Genomic DNA, 22,953 nt, shown 5'->3' on the forward strand with positions numbered 1-22,953 from the left:
ACCCCCACGATCCCTCCCGCGGCCGGCGGGAGCGACGAAAGGAACTGTCGGATGAGCAATCGTGCCCACCGCCGCGGTCTCCGCGCGGCCCTCGCCCTGACCGCCGTCACCGGATGCGCGGCCCTGGCTGTCGTCCCGCTCGCCACCACCTCCGCCGCCGCGGGCGACGGAGTGGCCGTCCAGTACCGCACCAGCGCCAGTGGTGCCACCGCCGACCAGAGCGAGCCGTGGTTCAAGGTGCGCAACACCGGCACCACCACGGTCCAGTTGAGCCAGGTGAAGATCCGCTACTACTTCAAGGCGGACTCCCCGGGCGCCACGTACCGCTTCGCCTGTTCCTGGGCGGTCAAGGGCTGCTCGGCGATCACCGGCACCTTCGGCACCCTCGCCAACCCCACCGCCACGGCCGACCGTTACCTGGAGATCGGCTTCACCTCCGCGGCCGGCTCCCTCGCCCCCGGCGCGGACACCGGCGACATGCAACTGCGGTTCTACCAGTCCAACTGGCAGAGCCTGACCCAGAGCGACGACTACTCCTTCAGCGGCTCCCAGACCGCCTACGCCGACTGGACCAAGGTCACCGCGCAGATCGCCGGCGCCAGCGTGTGGGGCACCGCCCCCGGCGGGAACGAGCCCACCGACCCGCCCACCCCGACCGACCCGCCCGGGGGCGGCGGCCAGACCCTCTTCGACGACTTCTCCTACACCTCCCACACCGACCCTGCCCTGTCCGGCCACGGCTGGAGCGTCCGCTCCAACTCCGGCGGACCGGGCGTCCCCGGCGCCACCTGGGACCCCTCCAAGGTCACCTTCGTCAACCAGAGCGGCAACACGGTGATGAACCTGGAGACCTCCAGCGCCGGCACCGGCTCCACCACCACCCACACCGAAGTCCTCACCAAGGCGACGAAGTTCAAGAACGGCACCTACGCGGCCCGGGTGAAGTTCTCCGACGCGCCCAAGTACGGCCCCGACGGCGACCGCATCGTCCAGACCTTCTTCACCATCAACGACCTCAAGGCGCCGATGGCCGACGACTACGCCGAGTACGACTTCGAGTACCTCCCCAACGGCGGCTGGGGCGAGCCCGCGAACATCCTGTACACGACCTCCTGGGAGACCTACAACCCGGACCCGTGGCAGGCGGTGAACCAGCACAGCGAGAGCCGGACCAGCTTCGCCGGCTGGCACGACCTGGTCGTGACCATCGACAACAGCAACATCACCTACTACGTCGACGGGCAGCTCTTCGGCACCCACGACGCCGCCTACCTGCCCGAGCGGCCCATGTCGATCAACTTCAACCAGTGGCTGATCGACCTCAACGGCCAGCCCTCCACCACGCCCCGCGCCTACGACCAGCAGGTCGACTACGTCCTGCACGTCAAGGACCAGGTCCTCACCCCCGCCCAGGTCGCCGCGAAGGTCGGCGCGCTGCGCGGTGCCGGCACCGCCTTCGTCGACGAGGTCCCGGCGTCCTGAACGCGACACCGCCCCCGAGGTGTGCGCACACCTCGGGGGCGGAGTCACGGGTCGGTCCAGCGGCTCGATCCGGATGTCGCGTCACCGCACCTTGTACAGGGGGACGCGCTGACCGGACCGGTGATGGTTCGGGCGCGACGAAGTCACCGCACCCGCAGGGCGGATGAGGTGCTGTGTGCCGGGTCAGGAGGGCGGGACGGCGTCAGCCGGAAGGGCCGCCACCATCATCGCGACGGCCTCGGCCGCGGTGGCGGCGTCCCGCGCCGGGCTGCCCGGGACGTGTACCCGGTAGCGGCCGTCCTTGGCCGGCATGGCCTTCGGCAGGTCGTGGCAGATGGGCGGCGCGGCGCGGCGGCTGAAGGTGAGCCAGTAGATGCTCCGGCCCGGCGACAGGGCCCGCAGGCGCGGCTGTTCGAAGGCGGCCTCGACGAGTGCGTGCCTTGCGTGTTCCTGGCCGCGGGCGGTGGATTCGCGCATGAGTCGCCATCGCACCGACACCGCCTCGGCCTCACCGCGTTCGTGGGCCTCCGCCAGCTCCCAGGTGCGCAAGTAGGGCCACTGGGCGACGAGTTCACGTACAGGCCCTGCCCGCAGCCAGGAGTCCGTCGCCCCGGCGGCCCGGGAGAGGTCATCGGTGTCGCCGGTGGCCATCCGAACGCCGTCGGCTCAGCAGTCCACGAGGAAGGAGCGTTCTTCCAGCGCCATGTGCACGTACACCCGACGCCCCTCACAAGCCGCCTCCGCCGACTGGTGACGCCACCCCGGGGCGTCCGGCAACGTGACCTGGATCCGGTACCCCGCCTGATCGGCCACTGCCTGGAGGGCGTTCGGAAGCGACCCGGCTCGGACCACGTCGGGATAGTGGGCAACATACTTGCGCATCGGATCGCTCGACGCTGCGGCGGGGTGCGGTTCGGGCATGTGATCGAGTGTGCCAGGTATCGCGTTTGACGCCCCTGCGCGGGTGACGGTCGGATGGCGTGCCATGAACTCAGGGCACATGCATGCCGGTACGCACCCCATCGACGACGCCTTGGTGCGGCGGCTGGTCGCCGGGCAGTTCCCGCAGTGGGCGGGGCTGGGGGTGGCGCGGTTCGCGTCCGGCGGCACCGTCAACGCCATGTACCGGCTGGGCGAGGACATGGTCGTACGGCTTCCGTTGGTGAAGGGCGGGGCCAACGACGTCACGGTGGAGCGGACTTGGCTTCCGCGACTGGCGCCCCTCCTGCCCACGCCGATTCCCGAGGTACTCGGCGAAGGGCGCCCGGCGGAGGGCTACCCGTGGCCCTGGTCGGTGTACCGGTGGCGTGCCGGGGAGAACCCCGAGGCGGGGGCGCTCGGCGCACCGGCGCTGCTGGCCGAGGACCTCGCCGGGTTTGTAGCGGCGATGCGGAGCGTCACCCTGCCGGCCGCGCCGCGGGCCCATCGCGGCGGACCGCTCACCTCCCTCGACGCCGAGACCCGGGCGGCCATCGAGCAACTCCGCCGGATCCCGGAGGAGGGCGTCGACTGCGACGCGGCCGCCGCCGTGTGGGAGGAGGCGCTGAGGGCTCCCGCCTGGGACGGACCGCCGGTGTGGCTGCACGCCGATCTCATGCCGGGCAACCTGCTGGTGGAAGCCGGCAGGCTCACCTCGGTGATCGATTTCGGGTGCCTGGGCGTGGGGGATCCGGCCTGTGACCTGTTCCCGGCGTGGAACCTGCTGCCGACCGGTGCGCGCGAGGTCTTCCGCGAGGCGCTGGGCGTGGACGGGGCGACGTGGATCCGAGGACGGGGGCGGACCCTCTCCCAGGCGCTGATCGCCCTGCCGTACTACCGGCGGACGAACTCCGCGATGGCGAGCAACGCCCGTCATGTGATCCGGGCCGTGCTCGGCGAGTCCGACGGGTGAGAGGTCACCCGGGCCACCGGGCACGCGCAGGGGACGGCTCGCGGGCGGACGCACGGGACCGGACCGCTGTCGTCAGTCCGTGACGCGCAGCAGCAGCTTGCCCGTGGAGGTGCGGCCGCCGAGGAGGCGGTGGGCCTCGGCTGCCTCGGACAGGGGGAACTCGGCGGTGACGGGCAGGGCGACCGTGCCGTCGCGCACCGTGCGCAGGGCGCGTTCGGTCAGCGCGCGCAGGGCGTCGGGGGACGACTGGGCGAGGCCGAGCACGGAGAACCCGGCGACGGATCTGCCCTGCGCGTACAGCTCGCCCGGCCCGGCCCGCCAGGGCTCGGCGCCACCGGCGTTGCCGAAGGAGACCAGGCGCCCGAAGACGGCCAGGGCCTCCAGACCGCGCCGCAGGGTATCGCCGCCGACGGGGTCCAGAACCAGGTCGACGCCCCGACCGCCGGTCACGCGTCGGACGTCCGTGTCGAAGGTGCCGGGCCGGAACACCTCGTCGTAGCCGTACTTGAGGGCGTGGTCGGCCTTGGCGTCGCTGGACGCGACCCCGTACACCGCCCCGGCACCGGCGGCGCGCGCCAACTGGCCGACCGCCGTGCCGATGCCGCCGGCCGCGCCGTGCACCAGCACGCTCTCCCCGGCCCGCAGCCGCCCCACCTCGTGGACGAGGGCGTGCGCGGTCGGCAGCACCGTCGGCAGGGTGGCTGCCGTGCGCAGGTCCATGCCGTCGGGCAGCGGGAACACCCTCGCGGCCTCCGCGAGGACGACCTCGGCGTACCCGCCGCCGTCGACGAGCGCGGCGACCTCCTGCCCCTCCCGCAGGCCCACGACGCCGGCGCCGACCGCCCGGACGCGCCCGGCGACTTCGAGACCGGGACGGTAGGGCAGGGACGCCACCCGGTACCCCTCCGCGCGGGCCTTGACGTCCGCGAAGTTCACCCCGGCCCACACCGCCTCGACCGTCACCTGACCGGGCCCCGGCGAGGGGGCCGCGGTCTCGACGATCCGCAGCACCTCGGGCCCACCGAACTCCTGGAACTCCATCGCACGCACGCGCAGCCACCGCCCCGTCCCGTCAGTGTTCAACCGTCATCGAACACTAGCACTGTACGATGGCCATCGAACACTGGATGAGGGAGGGCCGGAATGGCGGACCAGGTCACGGGAGCGAGTCACCGCGCCGCACCCGTGCACACGCACCCCGACGACGTACCGCTGCTGACCGCGCTCTCCGCGCTCGCCGACCCCGTGCGCATCCAGCTCGTCCGCGATCTCGCGGATCACCCCGACTGGACGCTGAGCTGCAGCAACTTCGACGTCCCCGTGGGGCGGGCGGCGAAGAGCCACCACTTCGCGGTCCTGCGCGACGCCGGGCTGGTGGAACAGCGCGACCAGGGCCCCAAGCGCCTCAACCGGCTCCGCCGACCGGAGTTCGACGCCCGCTTCCCGGGCCTGTTGGACCTGACCCTGCGCACCGACGACGTCGAGTAGGGCGGGGCGTGGCCGACGTACGGCCACGGGAGCAGTGCTGTCAGTGGGCTGAAGTAGTGTTCCCGCCGCTGAACATCGACTGTGAGGACCCAGAGAATTGACCGGCCTGACCGCATTCCCCCTGCCCTTTCACGCGTCACGCTCCCTGGGGCTGGCGGAGCCCCGAACGCTGCGGGAGATCCAGATGATGCGGTGCAGCGCAGGGATCCGGGCGAAGACGGCGTGGTTCGAGAAGAGGAACGACCCCGCCGTCGTGGCCAGGTGGACGGAGGAAGCGCTCGCCCAGGGCATGACGGAGGCGCAGATCCGTTACGTGCTCGCGGAACTCGCGCACTACGCCGCACTGCGCGATCCACGGACAGGGGTCGAGGCATCGGCCGTCGACGGGGTCTGGCACTCGGACGCTCTCATCGACGACGCACTCCGGTCCCGCCTGCGCGCGGCGGTCCGCGTACTGGAGCAGGTCCCCGAGGACGAACTGGACTGGCATCCGGGATCCGACGGCCAGGTCCTGGACCTCGTCCACCCCTCACTGTTCTGCCTCGTGCGCGACGCGAGCGGCGGACCGGAGCGGGCCTGGCGGAACCCGACGACCCCGTACTCGCGCTACGAGTTCTCGGAGAAGTTCCAGTGGCTGCCCACGGATGTGGACGTCCACGAGAACGGCGATGTCGCGTTCCGTTCGTACGTGAACAACGTCCACCCCGAGGAGCACGGCGAACTGGCCGCCGTTCTGCCGGACTTGTTCGCGCGCCTGCGCCCGCTGTTCGAGAACGTGCTGACCGACCTGCGTCATCCGCGCCCCCCGCGGATCGACGTCGATCCCTACGGGTGGTACGACTCGGAGCCGCAGCGCCCGGAGCGCGCCGCCCACCATGACGACGCGTCGTACGAAGAGGCCGTCGACGCGTGGGAACGGGCCCAGGACGACTGGTGGGACAACCGGCGCCCGGTGGTCCCGGACGCCCCGGTCTTCACGACCCCGGAGCCGCCCGACGACTCCGCCCGGGTCGACCTGCGCGGCCGCCGGCTCCAGGTCGTCGTCAAGCTCGCCACGATTCACCTCACCCCGGAGAAGCCCGAATACGACGGCGGCTCCTGGCACGTCGAGGGAATGATGAACGAGCGGATCGTCTCGACCGGCATCTACTACTGGGACAGCGACAACATCACCGAGAGCCGCCTGGGCTTCCGCGCCGCGCTCGACGACCCGAGCTACGAGCAGAACGACGACAACGGTCTGCGTGACGTCTACGGCCTGGAGGACGAGGACGCCCTGAACCAGCCGCTCGGCTCGGTCTCCACTCCGGCGGGCCGCTGCCTGGCCTTCCCGAACGTCCTGCAACACCGCGTCGGCGCGTTCCGTCTCGCGGACCCCACCCGCCCGGGGCACCGCAAGATCCTCGCGTTCTTCCTCGTCGACCCGTCGCAGACGATCGTCTCCACGTCGGACATACCCCCGCAGCAGCCCTGGTCCGACACCTCCACCATGACGCTGGAAGAGGCCAGGAGCTACCGCGAACAGCTCATGCGGGAACGCAAGTTCTTCGTCGACGAACACAACGAGCAGCTCTACGAACGCGAGTTCTCCCTCTGCGAACACTGACCGGGGTTTCAGCCCGGGTGGCGGCACCGTGGAAGTGCCGCCACCCGGGCCGGCCCGGCGAGGTCCGGCCTACGCGGCCCGACCGGTCACGCCGTGTGCAGACGCAGACCGTAGCGGGTCAGGATCTCGTTGACCGGCTGGTACCAGGTCTGGCCGCCGCTGGAGCAGTTGCCCCACCCACCGGAGGTCACGCCCTGAGCCTGGTCGCCGGAGATGAAGGAGCCCCCGGAGTCGCCCGGTTCGGCGCACACGCTGGTCTTGGTGAGCTGCTGGACGGCTCCCTGGCTGTAGTTCACGGTCTCGTTCTTCGCCAGGAGCGTCCCGCAGTGCCAGCGGGTGGTGGAACCGGAGCGGCAGATCGAGGCACCCACGGGAGCCTCGTTCGAGCCGCGCACCAGCTGGTCGGGCACCGTGCCCCAGCCGAGCACCACGGGCACGGTCCACCAGCCGTTGCCGACACTCACCCAGGCGTAGTCGTTGCCGGGGAAGGACGAGCCCTGGAAGTTGCCCACGGGGCTCTGGTCCCAGCCCCGCACCGCGGCGCCCGCCTGTCCGCAGTGCCCGGCGGTGACGAAGCCGCCGTGGACCGAGAAGCCTATGGAGCAGCGGACGTTGCCCGTGTAGTAGGGGTCGCCGCCGACGGTTCCGGCGGCGAACGTCTCCGGAGCCGCGTTCACTTCGCGGATCTCGACGGGACCGGCCTTCAGGGCGCGCGCCACGAACGACCTGACATCGTTATCAGCGCGCTGGTCCGCGACGATGTCGACCACCACGCGGTTGGCCTTCTGGTCCACCCGCCACGCGGCGACGCCCGCGGGTGCCGTCACCTTGTCGAGCTTCTCCTTGGCGGCGTCCAGCCGGGCCGCGGCATAGGTGGCGTGGCGGACGTCCGCGCCCGCGGCACGGAGTTCCGCGGTGAGGGAGGCGTCGGTCGTGGCGACGGTGAGTCTGCCGGTCCCGGCGTTGAACCAACTGCCGGCGTAGGAGCCGCCGGCCAGCTTCCTGACGCGCTGTTCCACCGTGATGGCGTCCTGCTCCGCCTTCAGCCGGTGCTCGGCCTCGGACTTCGTCAGGTTCAGGTCTCGCTGCATCGCCTGCACGAGCCCCGGTGACATCTCGGGCGCGGCGGGCGCGGCAGACGCGGCCTGGGCGGTGGGGGCGAGGGAGGCGACGGCCGCTCCGAGGGTGACCAGTACGGAGGCGGCGGCATGGGTTCGCATGCGACGCATGGGGGTGCTTCCTTCCGTTCGCAGTGGGGGAACGCCGACCGGTGACGGGCGGCGCGCGTACGGTGAGAGCGCTCTCAACGCTAGCCGGGAGGTTACGCGGACAACGCCAACTGGTCCAGACCTAGGTGGGGTTGCGTGGAACTTCGCGGACGGCTCGGTTCGTCCTGAGTGACAGGACCAGCGGATGGGAAGCACGTGGAACAGGCGAACAGCGGTGCGGCATCGACCTTGATGCGAAAGGCGGCGGAGGTGCCCCGCCGGGCGCGCGGGCACCTGCTCGCCCCGTCCGCGGTACTGACGGCCGTCCTCCTGATGTTCCACCGGGCGGTGCCCAACTCGCCGGGGCGGCTGGGGAGTCTGCTGGAGACGTTCCTGCCCTGGCTGGGTCTGGTCGTCCTGGCGCTGGTGGGTCTGGCCCTGCTCCGTCGTTCGAGCGCCGCCCTGCTCGCCGTACTCCTGTCGGTCGCGGCGTGGACCCATCAGTTCGGCGGGCTGCTCCTGCCCGGCGACGCGCAGGGCGGCCCGCGCGAGCTGGTGGCGGTGCAGCACAACGTCAGCGACGAGAACACCGACCCCGAGGCCACGGCCCGCGCACTGGCGGAGGCCGGACCCGACCTCATCGCCCTGGAGGAACTGGTGCCCCGGGCGCTGCCGGACTACGAGCGGACCCTGGCCGCGCGCTACCCGCACCACACCGTCCACGGCACGGTCGGCCTCTGGTCGAAGTACCCCCTCACCGGAGCGCGCCCGCTGGACATCAAACCGCGAGGCATCACGGAGAGCTGGAACCGCGCCCTGCGGACCGTGGTCCGGGCACCGCAGGGCGAGATCGCGGTGTACGTCGCACACCTGCCCTCCGTCCGCATCGGCGCGGGCGGGCTGGCCTCCTCCTGGCGTGACGAGAGCGCCGGCCTCCTGGGCAGGGCCGTGGCCGCGGAGCCGCTGAGGACGGTGCTCGTGCTGGGGGACCTGAACGGCACGGTCGACGACCGCGGGCTGGCCCCGCTGACCTCACGGCTCGGTGTGGCGCAGCGGGGCTTCGCCCTCAGCTTCCCGGCCGGGTTCCCGCTGGTCAGGATCGACCAGGTCATGGCCCGCTCGGCGACCGTCGCCCACCTCGCCACCCTGCCCGCGACCGGCAGCGACCACCTCCCGGTGATCGCCCGGATCATCCTGCACCAAAGGTCCTAGCAGGGTCGGTCGCGGATCGCGCAGTCCAGGATCCGTCCGTCCAACGTCCCCACCACCAGGCGCTGTTGGTCCGCCCGGTACGCGGCGGACGCCGGCGTCACCGGGTGGCCGTGCGCGCGCAGGGTGTGCCGTGCCCGCACCTCGCCCGTCGCCGGGTCCAGCACCTCCACCTCGCCGGTGCGGTACACCACGTACAACTCCCGCTCGTCACCGTCGAGATCGGCGAGCGGCAGGTCGGTGCGGTGCACCCAGAGCGCCGCACCGTCCGGCAGCCTCCGGCTCACGACGTATGTGCCCTCGCGGGAGTCCGCGTAGGTGGCGCCGCGCTGGTACGCCCGGCCGCTGTGGACGAGGCTGTGCGTCAGCTCGACGGCGGGACCGTACCAGGGCTGGAGCGCGGACTCCGGGTCCCAGTCCAGCGGGAAGAGGGGACGTGGGATGGCGGGGCCGTGGGCGGACGGCGGGTCGATCGCGTGGATCCAGGGCGTGTCGTCCGGGCCCGGGGCATCGACGTAGAGCAGGCGAGTGCTGTGCCGGACGCGCAGCGGCGGGGAGTTGGTGCGGGTGGGGGCGAGGTCGAGGCGTGCGGCCTCCCGGTGGGTGGGGAAGAGCAGCAGGGTGGCGTGCGGGTCGCGGCCTTGCGGGCGCAGCGCGAGCCAACCCTCGTCCGTCGAGCACAGTGCAGGGGCCGACGGCAGGTCCAGCCGGTCCAGGACGGCTCCGTCCGCAGTCGAGACCCGCCGCACGGTGGTCGCGCGGTTGACCAGCTTGCCCTCGGCCTCGTCGCGCCGGTAGCCCTGGTACGTCACCCACGCGGACTCGCCGTCCGGTGCCGCCTCGACACGGACGCTGCCCTCACCGTCCGGAGGGAGGGCCCAGGCCGACGCCCCCGCGGCATCCCAGCATTCGAGGTCCGTGGTCCGCCCGGTGGCCAGCACCCGGCCGTCCGGCAGCACCGCCAGGTCCCGCACGTCCAGCCGCCGTTGCCACCCGCCCCCGGTGAGCCGCGCGAGGGCGTCCTCCACATCGGGGTCGTAGAGGAGACCGCTCGCAACCTTCGGGCCGCGCGCGGTGTCCGGGTCGACCAGACCGGCCGGCGCGGTCAGCCAGTCCTCCGCCGTCACGGCCAGCTCGTAACCCTCGCGGAAGCCGCCGTCCTTGTCCTCGGGGGAGAGCAGCATGGCGAGTCTGCCGTCCTCCAGCCAGCGCAGGTGGCGGACCTGGCGGGTCCTGCTCAGCAGGTCCGTCACCCGACCGGTCTCCAGGTGCAGCAGGAGCAGCTGGCCCTCGAAGTCCCACGAGCCGTCGTAGCGGCCGGTTCCGACAGCGACGAGCGGCAGTTCGGGATGGGGTTCGATCGCGCACACGTGGTGGCGGGTGGCGATGACGTGACGGGGACGCAGGGTGTCGGCCTCGTACACGACGATCCGGTGCGCGAGCCACTCGCCGGTACCGCGCCAGGAGAACCGGCCGAGGTCCCCGGCGGCGATGACGCAGCCGTGGCGCGCGTCGGGCACCGCCCACACCGGTCGGCCGATCTCGGCGAAAGGCTGGTCCCCGAGTATGCGGCGGACGGTCAACTCGTGCGGCATCGCGGTCTCTCCCCCCTCAAAGGTGGCGCACAGTCTGCCAGGACCGCCCCGGCCCGGTCCGCCCAGCCTGTGACCGGCGGTATCAGGACGAACGCCTGCCTGGTTGCCCGGGAGATTCGCGGAAACCACGGCCGTCGCCCGAACCTGCCACCATGGGCGGCGTGCGCACAGTGGGAATCGATCTCTCGGCCGACCGCTCGAAGACGGCGATGTCCGTGGTGGAGTGGACGGACGGGGCGGCGACGGTGGGCCCACCCGCCCTCAAGTGCACCGACGACGAACTGCTCGACGCGCTCGCGGCCTTGCGTACCGGTGATCGGGCGGGAGTCGACACACCCTTCGGATGGCCGGTCGAGTTCGTGCGCGCGGTCGGAGCCCACCTCGCCGGGAACCCCTGGCCGGGGCGCGGCCAGGACAGCGAGCGGTACCGCAAGGACCATCTGCGGTACCGGCTGACGGACCGGATCGTGGCCGACGCGATCCGCCCCCTCCAGGCCCCGCTCCCCGCGCCCTTCGACCGCATCGGAGCGATGGTGGCGCGATGGGCCCATCTGGAGGACGAGTTGGGCCGGCGAGGCGTTCGGGTCGACAGGACGGGAGGCGGCCGGATCGCCGAGGTGTACCCGAAGGCATCCCGGCACCGCTGGGGCCTCCTCGGCACCCCCCGAAACATGGACACCCTCCTCGCCACCGTGCCCTGGCTCCACTGCGACCCGCCGACGGCACGGGCGTACGACGCGAGTGAGCACGCCTTCGACGCGCTGATGTGCGCCCTGACAGCGCGAGCGGTGGCACGCGGCCTGACGGCACACCCCGGGGCCACGGAGCTCGACGCCGCCAGGGCCGAGGGCTGGATCCACCTGCCGGAACCGGGCTCGTTGACGCGGCTGGTCTGACCTTCCTCGCCCGGGGTGGGGTCAGCCGGTGGCGGCCGGCTGGTGGGGGCGGATGCCGGTGTCCTGGACCAGGACCAGGGCCGTCACCAGCGCGGCCAGCAAGGTCAGTGCGACGAGTGAGGGGACGAGGGCGACGGCGGGTCCGGCGACCAGGCATACCGTTCCCGCGCCGAGGAGGAGCGGCGAACGCCGGCCTGTGGTGCGCAGGAGAAGGGCCGCCGAGGCCAGGAGGAACACGCCGACTCCGCCGGGCAGCGCCCAGGCGACGACACCGTGGAGGGGCTCGGTCAGGTCGTAGTGGGCGGTATCGGCGATCTGCGTGAGGGACTTCTTCATCCCGAGGGCCGTGATGACGATTCCGGCGACGAGCGGAAGGTGGAGGAAGGTGTACGCGTCGCGGGCCAGCCGCGTGCGGTCGTCGCCGGTCAGGGAGGTCAGCCGGTGTTCGGCCGCCTCGGCCAGTTGACGGAAGTACAGGCGCCACAGCCCCGCGGAGACGAGCAGGCCGAGGGCGGCTCCGCCGACCACCGGCGTGCTGAGCGCGAAGCCGGAGACGCCGACGCCGATGGCGACGATCGATTCGCCGAGGGCGATGATGACGATCAGCCCGTGCCGTTCGGCGAAGTGGCCGGGTGAGGCGACCCGCCATCCCGACTTCCCCGTGAGGAAGATGCCCAGGTAGTCGATGACCACAGCGGCGAGCCAGATCAGCACCTGCGTCGTGCCGGTGAAGGCCGCGCCGACGAGGAGCAGCGTGAAGGGCGGCGCCACCGAGAACAGGGCGGTACGGCGCAGGACGCCGTGGAGTGCCTGATCGTCGGGGGCGGAGAGCCAGTACGTGATCAGGTGGAGGGCGCGGACGGCTCCGTAGCACAGGACGAAGACCAGGGGTGCGGGCAGTCCGCCGGGTGCGTCGTCGTAGATCTCGGGCACGGTCAGCGACACGATCAGGACCACGGTCATGACGGCGACGAGTACGGTGAACATCGCGCCGGTGTCGGCACGTACGACGTTGCCGAGCCAGGCGAAACAGCACCAGCACCACCACAGCAGGGCCAGCGCGACCATGCCGCCGAGCAGGCGCAGCCCACTGGGATCGGCCGCCATCAGCGCGGTGACCTGGGTGATCGCGTACACGAACACCAGGTCGAAGAAGAGCTCGGCCGGTGTCACCCGGTGGCCGCCCCCGGTGGCGACCAGCCGTGTTCCGTCGCTATTCGCTGTCACAACTCCCCCTCTGGGCCTCCCCGTTGGCCACGCGCGGAACGATAGCCCGTCGGCCCCGGCGACCGGCAAGGGTCGTTGTCCCGTACAAGTGTTCGCCTTCCGTGTACAGCGCGGGACCTGGTTCCGGACAGTTCGCCGACGCGCCCGCGGCCCTGGCTACTTGCCAGTAGGATCCGGCTCGGTCAGGAGACAGCACCCGCCCGGACGCTGGAGGAAGCGTGACCGACGACCTGCTCGCGGATTTCGTACGGGAGCCGTTCACGCACGCGGGCCGCGCGCACGCCGTGTTCCGCTCCGGCAGCGGCCCCGCCGTGATCGTGATGGCGGAGATCCCCGGTATCACCCCCAAGGTCGCCCAACTGGCCAGGCGGGTCCGTGACATCGGCTGCACCGTGGTGATGCCCGACCTCTTCGGCCTCGCTGGACGGGATCCCGATCCCAAGGCCCACGGCTGGACCGGAGCGGCGATGACAGGCGCGCGCGCTCTCGCCCACATCTGCGTGAGCCGGGAGTTCACCACCCTCGCGGCGGGCCGCACCTCACCCGTGGTCACATGGCTGCGCGCCCTCGCCGGCCACGAGCACGAGCGCTGCGGAGGCCCGGGCGTCGGCGCGCTCGGCATGTGCTTCACCGGCGGCTACGCCCTCGCCATGGCCACCGACGAGCGCCTCCTCGCCCCCGTGCTCTGCCAGCCCTCGCTCCCGCTCGCCGTCACGGCACGGAAGCGGCGGTCCCTCGACATCTCCCCGAGCGACCTGAGCACCGTCCAGCAGCGCTGCGAGGCCGGACTCACCGTGCTCGGCCTGCGCTTCCGGGGCGACCGGGTCGCACCGGGCGAACGCTTCGCGCTGCTGAGGGAGAAGCTGGGCGAGGCGTTCATCGGCATCGAACTCGACGACGGCGCCGCGAACCCCGCCGGCCTGCTGCCTCCGCACTCCGTCCTCACCGAGCACCTGATCGACGAACCGGGCCAGCCCACCCGCCAGGCCCTGGACCAGGTCCTCGACCATTTCCGAGCCCGCCTGCTGTCGGTGCCCGAGACGGCGTAGCGTCACCGCCGGTCAGCAGGAAGGCGAGGCACCCGGTCCCGCGGTGCTCCCCGAGCCCGGTCGTCTCGTAGAGGATTCCGTGTGGACCGGGGGCGCCGCGTCCCCGGTGTTCGGTGCCGCCGATCGGGTCCCCGTGTCGCCGTCCGTGCGAGAGGATGGCGCGATGGACAGGACGCTTCCGGACGATGAGGGCTCCTTCGTCGGGCGGGTCGAGGAACTCGCCTCGATCCGGTCGGAGTTGTCCGCCGCCGGCCTGGTCACGCTCACCGGGCCGGGCGGAGTGGGCAAGACCCGGCTCGCCCGCCGGATCGCCGCCACCGACGCGCCGGGTGCGTGGGACGGTGTCGCCTGGGCGGATCTCGCACCGCTGCGCAACGCCGAACTCCTCGCGGCCACCGTCGCCGACGCGCTGGACCTCCAGGACCACACCCCGCGCATGCCGACGGAGGCGATCTGCGGATGGGTGGGCCCACGGCGGATCCTCCTCGTCCTCGACTCCTGCGAGCATCTCCTCACGGAGTGCGCGGGACTCGTGGACGCCCTTCTGACGGCGTGCCCGAACCTCCGCGTCCTGGCCACCAGCCGCGCACCCTTGCGGGGCGGCGCGGAGTCGATCGTCCGGGTGGAACCACCGGCCTCCACGGACGAGGCGCTCGCCCTCTTCGCGGATCGCGCCCACGCGGCGGGACACCCCCTGCGCACCAACGAGGAGCGAAGGCTGGCCACGGGTCTGTGCGACGGGCTGGACCGCCTGCCGCTCGCCCTGGAACTGGCCGCCGCCCAGCTGCGGATCATGCCGTTGCCCGAGCTGTGCCTCGGCCCGCGCGCGGCGGTGGACCTGCCGCCCATGACAGCCCGCACCGAGTTGCCGCGCCATGCGGCCCTGCGCACGACGATCGGCTGGAGCCACGAACTGTGCACCCCCGTGGAGCGGCTCCTGTGGGCGCGGCTGTCCTACTTCCCCGGCCGCTTCGACGAGCACATGGCCCGCGAGGTGGCCCGCGGCGGACCGCTCACCCACGACCGGGTCGCCGACGCCCTGGCCGCGCTGCGCGACAAGTCCGTGGTCTCCGAGCGCGACGGCACCTACCGGATGCTGGACACGGTCCGCGAGTACGGCCGGATGTGGCTGGCCGAACTGGGCGAGGAGGACCGGATCGCCGACCGTCACGCCGCGCACGTCCTGTCCGAGACGCGCACCGCGCATGCCGAGTGGTTCGGGCCCCGGCAACGCGACTGGTACGGGCGGGTCTCCTTCCTGCACGCCGATGTCCGGCTGGCCGCCGACCACCTGCTCACGACGGACCCCGTCGCCGCGCTGCGGATGATCGGCCACCTCACCTTCTTCTGGGTCTGCTCCGGGTATCTGTACGAGGCCCGGCAGTATCTGGAGCGGGCGTTCGCCATGCTGCCGGGGGACTGCCCGGCGGAGATCCGGACGCAGGGACTGTGGAGCCTCGGCCTGGCCCGCACACTCCAGGGCGAGCCCGAAGCGGCGAAGGCCCTGGAACTCCAGTGCCGCCAAGCAGCCCTGGACTCCGGTGACCCCACGGGCCTGGGCGCGGCGGCCTACCTGCGCGGACTGCTGCACCTGCTGGAGGGCCGTCCGCTGTCCGCGCTGACCGTCGTCGACGAGGCGCTGCTGACCCTCGGAACGCCGCGCGAGGGACGACCGGCCGCCGCGAGTGCCATGTGCCGCCTCGTCCGCGTCTTCGCCCTGACGGCCACCGGCAGCCAGGACCAGGCCCGGCGCGAGGCCCTCGCACTCCGCGGCGTGTGCGTGGGCTCGCAGGAGTACTGGACCCGCTCCTACCTCGACCACCAACTGGCGTTGATCGCGCTCATGGAAGGCCACGCCAAGGACGCCGTCGACCACGCACGTTCCATGCTGGCCGCCAAGCGCCACATCGGCGACGACTTCGGCATCGCCATGGCCATGGACGTACTGGCGCTCGCCCAGTGCGACACGGGCGAGGACTGGGCCGCCGCGTACGCCTTCGGCGCGGCCCTGCGGTACTGGGCGAGCGTCGGTCACCCGCAACGGGGCACACCCGAGATCGCGCTGCTCCGCGACGAGTGCGAGGCGCGGCTGGTGAGCCGCCTCGGTGAGACGGAGTACGCGGGCGTCCTGGAGAAGGCGGCGAGCCTCGACGCGCGCGAGTTGCTGGTCTGGGCGGCCGGGGGCAGTCCGCTGCCGGGGGAGTGAAGGCCCCGTCGTTCCGGCCGGTCACCGTGCCCGGCGATGCCGTGGAGCCGGGCCTCGACCGAGCCCCGGCTCCACGTGTCCCTCAGGTGCGCACCGCCTTCACCGGCGCGTAGCGCGGCCTGGGCCGCGCGCGTGCCGAGTGCGCCGCGTGACGTGCCTGCGCCGTGCGCCGCGGTCGATGGCCGTCGGCCTCCGGCCAGTACACCAGGACCAGTGCCAGCAGGGCCGGACCGCAGGTCAGGAGGAGGAAGGTCATCACACGCTCCTCACCCCGGGCCCTTCCCTCGGCGGGGTGCCCGGCGGACCGGAAGCCGCCGACCGAAGCGAGTCCCTCGCCCCGGCGGATCGTCCGAAACCGGCGGACCGTCCAAGACCGGCGCTGAGTATGTCTCCGGGCGTGGTTTCCGCATCCCTCCCTTCGGCGACGACCGGCACGGCGGTGGTCAGTATCGGACTGCTCCAATCAGTACTCATGCCGGGCACAACGCGGACCAGCCACCGCGGAGACACTGGGGAAGGCCCCACGTCACCCCTGCCGGGCACCGCCTTCCCCGGCACGGGGTAAATCCCTCCGCCAAACGTGTGCACGCTGCATCCGCCGGACCCGACCGGCCGCCCTACCAGTAGCACTTTTACCGCCGAACGGATGGTCCGCGTCCGCGGGACCCGTCCTTCCCGCCCTGTGCAGCGGAATACCCGCAGATCCGCCCACCTCAGGAGCGGATCCCTCATCGAACGGAGACCCTTCGTGCGTTCACGCATGATCACCGCCGCCGTCGCCACGGCCGCCGCTGCCGGCCTGCTGCTCCCCGCCGTCGCCTCCGCCGACCCGAGCGGCGCCGACTTCGTGCCGTCGAGCCGGGTGGCCACGAACCACCTGATCAGCGTCGGCCTGACCGCGGACCAGCGGCTCGTGGGCTTCACCACCACCAAGCCCGGCGACACCTGGAGCCTGGGCAAGATCTCCGGCCTGCGCGGCGACAGCAAGCTCGTCGGCATCGACTTCCGGGTCCAGAACGGCAAGCTGTACGGCGTCGGCGACAAGGGCGGCGTGTACACCCTCAGCACCAAGGCCAAGGCCGTCAAGGTCTCCCAGCTCACCGTCGCCCTCCAGGGCCGCCACTTCGGCGTCGACTTCAACCCCGCCGCCAACCGCCTGCGCGTCATCAGCGACACCGGCCAGAACCTGCGCCACAACATCGACGACCCGGCCGCACCCCTCACCACGATCGTGGACGGCACGCTCACCAACCCCACCACCCCGCCGTCGACCGCGCTCGGTGTGACCGGCGCCGCGTACACCAACAACGACCTCAACGCGGCGACCGCCACCACCCTCTTCGACATCGACACCGTCAACGACCGCGTGTCCCTCCAGTCCCCGGCCAACGCCGGCACCCTCGCCCCGACCGGCAACCTGGGCGTCAACGCCGGACCCTCCGCCGGATTCGACATCTACTACCGGCCCTCCGACGGCACCAACCACGGCTTCGCCGCTCTGACCACGGCCGGAAAGCAGCAGTTCTACAAGGTCGACGTGCTCACCGGCCGCGCCCGCCTCGTCGGCGGTTTCCCCGCCAACCGCCCGGTCGTCGACGTGGCCCTGCCCCTGAACCAGCACTGACACAGGCAGGTTCGGGACCGGCCGACGGGGCGCCGCGCGCCCTCGCTTCACACCGGCCGGTCCCGAACCTCGCATGCACAACTTCCGCCGCACGTAAGACATTTGCAGCTCGGTGAATGATCGAAGGGCACCACGCTTCAATCTTCGGGCGTCACTCCCGGACAGTTCCTCCTCGCACGCCACCGGCATGCATACGGTCCCGAACACCGAGGCGGGTCGGCCGACGCCGGCCCGCGGAGAACAGGGCACACCCTAGGGAGGCGCAGTGGCGAGTGTGGAAGTGTCGCTGAAGGAGATGATGGCCGGGGTCGAGGGGGCCATGGGGGCCGCGATCGTCGACTACACCAGCGGCATGGCGCTGGGCACGCTCGGCGGCGGCAAGGAACTCGACCTGACGATCGCCGCGGCCGGCAACACCGACGTCATCCGGGCGAAGGTCCGCACGATGGAGCAGTTGGGGCTCAAGGGGGGTATCAAGGACATCCTGATCACCCTGGACCGTCAGTATCACGTGATCCGGCTGCTGACCGGTCGCGGGGGCAACGGGCTGTTCCTCTACCTCGTCCTCGACAAGGAGCACTCGAATCTGGCGATGGCCCGCCACCAACTCAAGCGCGTGGAGGAGGAAATCGAGATCTAGCCCGCTCAGGAATGTCTGTGGCCACCCATGCCCATGACTTGAAGAATTCTTCAAGTCACCAGATCAGCATGGTGCCATAGTGCGTTCCTGCCGAGTCCGAGACGTGAAGGATCGGACCAGAAGGCGGTCCGCGGTGCGGCGGTCTCCCCTCGACGCCGCCGCACCCCGGCGACCGGTGTGCACCCCACCGAGCAGGAGCGAGCATCGATGCAGCCCCCCCTCTACCAGGTCAAGGCAGAGTTCTTCCGCATGCTCGGCCACCCCGTGCGCATCCGGGTGCTGGAACTGCTCCAGCACGGGCCGGTGCCCGTGCGGGACCTGCTCGCCGACATCGAGATCGAGCCGTCCAGCCTCTCGCAGCAGCTCGCCGTCCTACGGCGCTCCGGCATCGTCGTGTCCATCCGAGAGGGCTCCACGGTCAACTACGCGCTCGCCGGGGGCGATGTCGCCGAACTCCTGCGCGCGGCACGCCGGATCCTCACCGAGCTGCTGGCCAACCAGAACCAACTCCTCACCGAACTCCAGCAGGTCGACTCGCCGCCCCCGCTGCACACGACCAGGTAGCACCGGACGGGGCAGGGGCAGGGGCGCGGCTCAGGCGGAGCGCGTGTAGATCACGCTCAGGTAGTGGCGGTCCTGGTGAGGAACGTGGTCGTCCCGCCCCGGGAGGCTGAACACCGCGCAGACGTCGGCGGGCCGGGTGAGAATGCTGGACTGCCGCCCAAAGGTGAGCACGTCGTGGACGTGATGCTCGCAGCCCGCTGCATCAAGGGCCGCTGTCAGTTCCTCGCGTGCCACGGTCGCATCGAAGGCCTCCGATTCGGGGAGGACCAGCGCCGGGAGCGTGACCGTCGGACCGTGCCAGAGATCGATCCCGATGCCGCTGACGGCCCGGTGAGTGACATCCAGCTTGAGCCCGCCCCAGTGGTACGGGTAGCCGTCGATGTCCGGCCCCTTCATGATGATCGCGGGGTGCGGCCGCCCCGGGCCGAGGTGCTCCTCCGCCTCGGCCAGGGACATGCCCACCTGGAGCGGACCGAGCCGGCCGGTGCGGGCGAAGTCGACGAGCACGTTCATCAAGGTCACGGCAGGGATCCTGCCATTCCCGCGAACCCGTGCGCACTCCGATCAGCGCCCGCGCGCCCGCCGACTCACCCCTCTCGTACAGTCCTTTCGTTCAGTCACAGCAGTCGCAGCAGCACTTGCACGGATTGCAGCAGCCTCCGCCACCGCCCCCGCCGCAACCGTCCCCCGAACCGCCACCGGAGCCACCGGAGCCCCGGCCCCCTCCGCCCGAACCGCCGGAGTGGCCGCCCGAGTTGCCGCCACCGGATCCACCGAACCAGCCGTCGCCCCCCGAACCGTCCCGGCCGGAGCCACCCTGACCGGAACCGTCCTGCCGAGAGCCGCCGCCCTGGTTGCCGCCGCCGAAGTCCCAGGACTCACCCTCGTCCGGGCCGTAATCGTCCTCGCACGTGCAGCAGTTGAAGCACAGTCCGCAATTACGGCACAACCGGCGCCACTGCCCGCACCGTCGGCACTGCCCCTCGGAGGACCGGTCCGCCGCCGTCGAGGCACCCTCCGGAGCGGCGCCCGCGAGCGACCCGACACCGCACGCGGCACCCGAGTCCGCCCCCGAAAGGGGCTCGCTGCGGCGCCCCAGCCACGGCAGCACACGCGGCCCTCGCTCCTGGTGCCGGTGCTGATGACGACGATGCCGAGGGTCGAAAACCCGGTCGACAGCGTGCTCCAACTCACCGCCCAACAGCGCCCGTACGAGCTGTCCGTCGACGAACTCGGCATCCGACAGCGCGAGTCGGATCCCGTGCACCGCGTCGTCGCAGAGCCGCCGAACCTCGGCACGGCCCGCTCCGGTCACCGCGATCGGGTTCCACGCGCCGTTCACCCCGTCCGCGTCCAAGTCCTCCACCGCGTCGAGCAGATGCGCGAGCCGCCCGAAGAGCCGCCCGGCCTCGGCCAACGGCTCGGCATTGCCGGGGCGCCCGGCGAGCACCGCGGTGTGCGCGAAGGCGGCGGCCGTCGCCGTCTCCGTGGGCTCGGTCACCGTCAGAAGCGAGTCACCGCGACCGGTCAGCCGCTCGATCTCCGACTGCCGCTCGACCGCGCCGATCAGCACCGCGGTGTCGAAACCGAGCCGTTCCCCGCCCGCCGCACCCGCACGGTCCCAGCCACGGGCGATCCGCCGCGCCGCCAGCGTCACCGGGCGGCGCCCCAACAGCCCGTCACCGTCGGCCACATGGTCACGCACCTTCGCCGCGGCCAGGACGAGCGACACCGTCGCCGCCAGCCGGGCACCCTCACCCTGCGCCACATCGGCCGACCGCATCCCCCGCAGCGGACACGGACCGGCGCCCTGACGCCAGTCACCGGTGCGCTCCGACTGGGCCTCGGTCAGCACCGAGACGATCAAACCGTCGTAGTTGGTGGCCACCCGCGCGAACTGCCCGTACTCGCCGCGCAGCGCGAGACACAGCCCGCACAGATGCGCCATCCACTCGGTACGCAGGCCCTCGCCCAGGCGATGACGGCACGGTCTGATGATTCCGAACACTGAGACTCTCCCCCGTGGACACGACTGCCCGTTCGCAGCCGGCCGGGCGGGGCCGCACCCGCGGCACGACCACGCGGAACACCGATCCCGCGCGTCACCCGACGGGCGACATGCTAGAGCGTGGCCGGGCGGGCGACTGAGCCGTGGTCGTCACACCGATCCTGCGCGCTGCTCACCCGGGCGGATCCTCTCCCGTGAGCCCGTCGACCGACTCGCGGATCAGGTCCGCGTGACCGGCGTGACGGGCGTACTCCTCGATGAGATCGAGCAGGACGCGACGGAGATGGGGACGTTCACCGCCGCGCGTCTTGTACGCGCCCAGCTGGTCGAGCCCGCCCTCGCGCAGAGCGGCCTCCACGACGGCACGGGAGCGGGCCACGGACTCCCGCCAGAGCGCGAGCAACTGCTCCGGTGTGTCCTCGGCGGCGGAGCGGTAGTCCCAGTCGGGTGCCCTGTCCCAGTCCACGGTGTCCCAGGGGGCGCCGACGGGGGAGCCGGTCCACAACCGGGCGAAGTGGCTGTCCTCCACGTGTGCCAGATGCTTGAGCAGACCGCCCAGAGTGAGGGTGGACGTGCCGAGCGTGGCGCGCAGGCCGGCGGCATCCAGGCCCGAGCACTTCCAGGCGAGCGTGGCCCGCTGGCGTTCGAGCGCGCCGAGCACGGCTGCCGCCTCGGTGCCCGCGAGCGGGGGTTCGGGCCAGGCCTCGGAGGTGTTCCCTGTCATGGCCGCAGACCCTAGGGCGTGTTTCGAAAGTCCCGCCTGCCCTGCGGGCGGACGACGGGACTTTCGAAACACGCCCTAGCGAACCGGGAACCGTCCCACTGGGACTGACGTCTTGATCCGCAGTCCGGCCGTGCAGCACCGGTTCCCGTCCGCCTGGTGCGCGGCTTCGCGGGTGCATGAGTTCCGTGAGGTTCTGGGGAGGGCCATGGAAGCCACCGTTCGCGTCACCTCGCTGAGTGCGGAGCAGGAGAACGTGGTCCGCGGTGTGGCGCGTGACTGGGCGGACATCGAGGGGGCGACGGGGCCGGAAAACCGGGAAGCCGCCGAGCAAGGCGTGCGGGCCGCCTACCGGGCCTGCGGACTGCGCTCGCCCCGATTCGTCCTCTGGCTGGGTTCCCCCTGGGCCGGCCTGATTGGGCAGGCGATGCTTCCCGGCGTGATCGCCTCGGTCGTCGGCGGCCCGCCCGCGCGGGTGAGGGCCCGCTTCCGCAGGCGCATGCGGGACGAGTTGGTCCCCCGCGGGGTGTGGCTGTTGCGGCCCGACGTCCTGGACCGGGCTCGGGCGCAGGTGTCGGAGGCGGTGGACGGACAGGTCACCCGCCTGCTGCGGGAACCCGGCCCTCCACGCAACGGCTGGCGGTTCGTGGTCCACGCCCATGTGCAGGACCAGGTGACGGTGCAGCACCTCGGGGTTCTCGACCCGGGGCTCGACAGCGAGGGCTACCTCGGCTCGGCCCGCTACGACTTCGACGTGGCGGCGACCGTACACGCCGAGCTGGTGGCGCAGGTCGCCGAGCAGGCGGGTGTCTCCCGACGCGTCGCGGGGCGCGCCCGGCTCCCCGTGCGCTGGTGGCGCGGCCGTCCCCTGACCGGCCGCGGGGTGGGCGCGTACGCGTGGGCCGACGCCATGGAGCGCATCGGCGTGACGGGAATCGACGACCTCCACGGCGAGCGGCAGGTGGCCCGGCACGCCGGCTACTGGTGGGCCTTCCGCGACTACGCGGTCCTCACCCCCCGCCCCGCCACCTACCGGCGGGACGCGGAAGGGCGCCTGCACTGCGCCGACGGTCCGGCCGCCGTGTGGCCGGACGGCTGGGCCGTCCACTCCTGGCACGGCAGGAGGGTGCCCGCCTCCCTCACGGCCGGCCGCTGGGACACCGCCCGCATCCTGGAGGAGACCAACGTCGAGGTGCGGCGCTGCGCGATCGAACGCATGGGCTGGCCCGAGTTCATCGCGGCGGCCGGTCTGCGGCAGGTCGGCCGCCGCGAGCCCGACCCGGGCAACCCCGGGCAGTGGCTCAGCCTCTACGAACTGCCGCACGCCCGTGGCCGGATGCGGGTCCTGCTGTGCACGAACGCCTCGGTGGAACGCGACGGCACCCGTCGGCAGTACGGCATGACCGTCGCCGCCGACACCCCTGACGCCACCACCGCGGCGGCGGGCCTGCTCGGCCTCACCCGCGAGCAGTACCTCACCATGAGCCGAGCCACGTGAGGACACCCGCGGCACTTCCTCGACCGGCCCCGACCAGCGAA

22 protein-coding genes are annotated in these 22,953 nt (G+C 71.9%); 12 read left to right on the forward strand and 10 right to left on the reverse strand.

What is annotated here, in order from left to right; translation table 11 throughout:
* Positions 1-51 precede the first annotated feature (51 nt).
* The gene (locus tag AB0E07_RS07920) at positions 52-1,482 is read left to right on the forward strand and encodes a cellulose binding domain-containing protein (RefSeq protein ID WP_362247469.1); all 1,431 of its coding nucleotides are present in this window, start codon (positions 52-54) and stop codon (positions 1,480-1,482) included.
* A gap of 183 nt (positions 1,483-1,665) precedes the next feature.
* Here the strand turns inward: AB0E07_RS07920 and AB0E07_RS07925 are convergent, their stop codons facing one another.
* Entirely contained in the window at positions 1,666-2,133 is a 468-nt protein-coding gene (locus tag AB0E07_RS07925; protein ID WP_362247470.1) for a DUF6193 family natural product biosynthesis protein, read from the reverse strand.
* Positions 2,134-2,148: 15 nt separating this feature from the next.
* Entirely contained in the window at positions 2,149-2,403 is a 255-nt protein-coding gene (locus AB0E07_RS07930) for a hypothetical protein (protein ID WP_362247471.1), read from the reverse strand.
* Positions 2,404-2,482: 79 nt separating this feature from the next.
* On the opposite strand from AB0E07_RS07930, the gene AB0E07_RS07935 reads away from it, so the two are divergent.
* On the forward strand, positions 2,483-3,373 hold the full coding sequence (locus AB0E07_RS07935) for an aminoglycoside phosphotransferase family protein (protein WP_362247472.1): 891 nt from the start codon (positions 2,483-2,485) through the stop codon (positions 3,371-3,373).
* Between the two features lie 72 nt (positions 3,374-3,445).
* On the opposite strand, the gene AB0E07_RS07940 is transcribed toward AB0E07_RS07935, so the two are convergent.
* Positions 3,446-4,423 carry a zinc-binding dehydrogenase gene (locus tag AB0E07_RS07940; protein ID WP_362247473.1) on the reverse strand — a complete coding sequence of 326 codons (978 nt, stop codon included), beginning with the start codon at positions 4,421-4,423 and terminating at the stop codon, positions 3,446-3,448.
* Positions 4,424-4,516: 93 nt separating this feature from the next.
* On the opposite strand from AB0E07_RS07940, the gene AB0E07_RS07945 reads away from it, so the two are divergent.
* The gene (locus AB0E07_RS07945; protein ID WP_362247474.1) at positions 4,517-4,861 is read left to right on the forward strand and encodes a helix-turn-helix transcriptional regulator; all 345 of its coding nucleotides are present in this window, start codon (positions 4,517-4,519) and stop codon (positions 4,859-4,861) included.
* Between the two features lie 97 nt (positions 4,862-4,958).
* Complete coding sequence (locus AB0E07_RS07950; protein WP_362247475.1) at positions 4,959-6,467, forward strand: DUF4246 domain-containing protein; 1,509 nt, start codon at positions 4,959-4,961, stop codon at positions 6,465-6,467.
* 86 nt (positions 6,468-6,553) lie between these two features.
* Here AB0E07_RS07950 and AB0E07_RS07955 read toward each other — a convergent pair whose 3' ends face one another.
* Positions 6,554-7,696 (reverse strand): S1 family peptidase, encoded by a 1,143-nt coding sequence (locus AB0E07_RS07955; protein ID WP_362247476.1) that lies wholly within the window; start codon positions 7,694-7,696, stop codon positions 6,554-6,556.
* Positions 7,697-7,927: 231 nt separating this feature from the next.
* On the opposite strand from AB0E07_RS07955, the gene AB0E07_RS07960 reads away from it, so the two are divergent.
* Positions 7,928-8,887: an endonuclease/exonuclease/phosphatase family protein gene (locus tag AB0E07_RS07960; protein ID WP_362247477.1), complete on the forward strand. Its 960-nt coding sequence runs from the start codon at positions 7,928-7,930 to the stop codon at positions 8,885-8,887.
* Here AB0E07_RS07960 and AB0E07_RS07965 read toward each other — a convergent pair.
* The gene (locus tag AB0E07_RS07965) at positions 8,884-10,479 is read right to left on the reverse strand and encodes a hypothetical protein (RefSeq protein WP_362247478.1); all 1,596 of its coding nucleotides are present in this window, start codon (positions 10,477-10,479) and stop codon (positions 8,884-8,886) included. The genes AB0E07_RS07960 and AB0E07_RS07965 overlap by 4 nt on opposite strands.
* Positions 10,480-10,640: 161 nt before the next feature.
* Between AB0E07_RS07965 and AB0E07_RS07970 the strand changes: the two genes are divergently transcribed.
* On the forward strand, positions 10,641-11,375 hold the full coding sequence (locus AB0E07_RS07970; RefSeq protein WP_362247479.1) for a DUF429 domain-containing protein: 735 nt from the start codon (positions 10,641-10,643) through the stop codon (positions 11,373-11,375).
* Positions 11,376-11,396: 21 nt separating this feature from the next.
* On the opposite strand, the gene AB0E07_RS07975 is transcribed toward AB0E07_RS07970, so the two are convergent.
* Positions 11,397-12,602, reverse strand: coding sequence for a low temperature requirement protein A (locus tag AB0E07_RS07975; RefSeq protein WP_362247480.1), 1,206 nt, complete (start codon positions 12,600-12,602; stop codon positions 11,397-11,399).
* A gap of 218 nt (positions 12,603-12,820) precedes the next feature.
* Between AB0E07_RS07975 and AB0E07_RS07980 the strand changes: the two genes are divergently transcribed.
* Complete coding sequence (locus tag AB0E07_RS07980; RefSeq protein WP_362247481.1) at positions 12,821-13,651, forward strand: dienelactone hydrolase family protein; 831 nt, start codon at positions 12,821-12,823, stop codon at positions 13,649-13,651.
* 163 nt (positions 13,652-13,814) lie between these two features.
* The gene (locus AB0E07_RS07985; RefSeq protein WP_362247482.1) at positions 13,815-15,857 is read left to right on the forward strand and encodes an NB-ARC domain-containing protein; all 2,043 of its coding nucleotides are present in this window, start codon (positions 13,815-13,817) and stop codon (positions 15,855-15,857) included.
* 82 nt (positions 15,858-15,939) lie between these two features.
* Here AB0E07_RS07985 and AB0E07_RS07990 read toward each other — a convergent pair whose 3' ends face one another.
* Complete coding sequence (locus tag AB0E07_RS07990) at positions 15,940-16,113, reverse strand: hypothetical protein (RefSeq protein ID WP_362247483.1); 174 nt, start codon at positions 16,111-16,113, stop codon at positions 15,940-15,942.
* A gap of 492 nt (positions 16,114-16,605) precedes the next feature.
* Between AB0E07_RS07990 and AB0E07_RS07995 the strand changes: the two genes are divergently transcribed.
* From AB0E07_RS07995 to AB0E07_RS08005, 3 genes are all read left to right on the forward strand, one after another.
* Positions 16,606-17,481, forward strand: coding sequence for a DUF4394 domain-containing protein (locus AB0E07_RS07995; protein ID WP_362247484.1), 876 nt, complete (start codon positions 16,606-16,608; stop codon positions 17,479-17,481).
* 265 nt (positions 17,482-17,746) lie between these two features.
* Entirely contained in the window at positions 17,747-18,121 is a 375-nt protein-coding gene (locus AB0E07_RS08000) for a hypothetical protein (protein WP_362247485.1), read from the forward strand.
* Between the two features lie 207 nt (positions 18,122-18,328).
* Positions 18,329-18,685 (forward strand): metalloregulator ArsR/SmtB family transcription factor, encoded by a 357-nt coding sequence (locus AB0E07_RS08005; RefSeq protein ID WP_362247486.1) that lies wholly within the window; start codon positions 18,329-18,331, stop codon positions 18,683-18,685.
* 30 nt (positions 18,686-18,715) lie between these two features.
* Here the strand turns inward: AB0E07_RS08005 and AB0E07_RS08010 are convergent, their stop codons facing one another.
* The 3 genes from AB0E07_RS08010 to AB0E07_RS08020 form a co-directional block, all read right to left on the reverse strand.
* Positions 18,716-19,207, reverse strand: a complete 492-nt coding sequence (locus AB0E07_RS08010; protein WP_362247487.1) for a hypothetical protein — start codon at positions 19,205-19,207, stop codon at positions 18,716-18,718.
* A gap of 91 nt (positions 19,208-19,298) precedes the next feature.
* Complete coding sequence (locus AB0E07_RS08015) at positions 19,299-20,693, reverse strand: DUF5685 family protein (RefSeq protein ID WP_362247488.1); 1,395 nt, start codon at positions 20,691-20,693, stop codon at positions 19,299-19,301.
* Between the two features lie 172 nt (positions 20,694-20,865).
* The gene (locus tag AB0E07_RS08020; RefSeq protein WP_362247489.1) at positions 20,866-21,417 is read right to left on the reverse strand and encodes a DinB family protein; all 552 of its coding nucleotides are present in this window, start codon (positions 21,415-21,417) and stop codon (positions 20,866-20,868) included.
* A 205-nt stretch (positions 21,418-21,622) separates the two neighbouring features.
* Here AB0E07_RS08020 and AB0E07_RS08025 point away from each other — a divergent pair, with 205 nt between their 5' ends.
* Entirely contained in the window at positions 21,623-22,912 is a 1,290-nt protein-coding gene (locus AB0E07_RS08025) for a DUF6745 domain-containing protein (RefSeq protein ID WP_362247490.1), read from the forward strand.
* Positions 22,913-22,953: the final 41 nt, after the last annotated feature.

It is taken from the genome of Streptomyces sp. NPDC048002, assembly GCF_040653275.1.
In the GTDB taxonomy this organism is placed as follows: Bacteria; Actinomycetota; Actinomycetes; order Streptomycetales; family Streptomycetaceae; genus Streptomyces.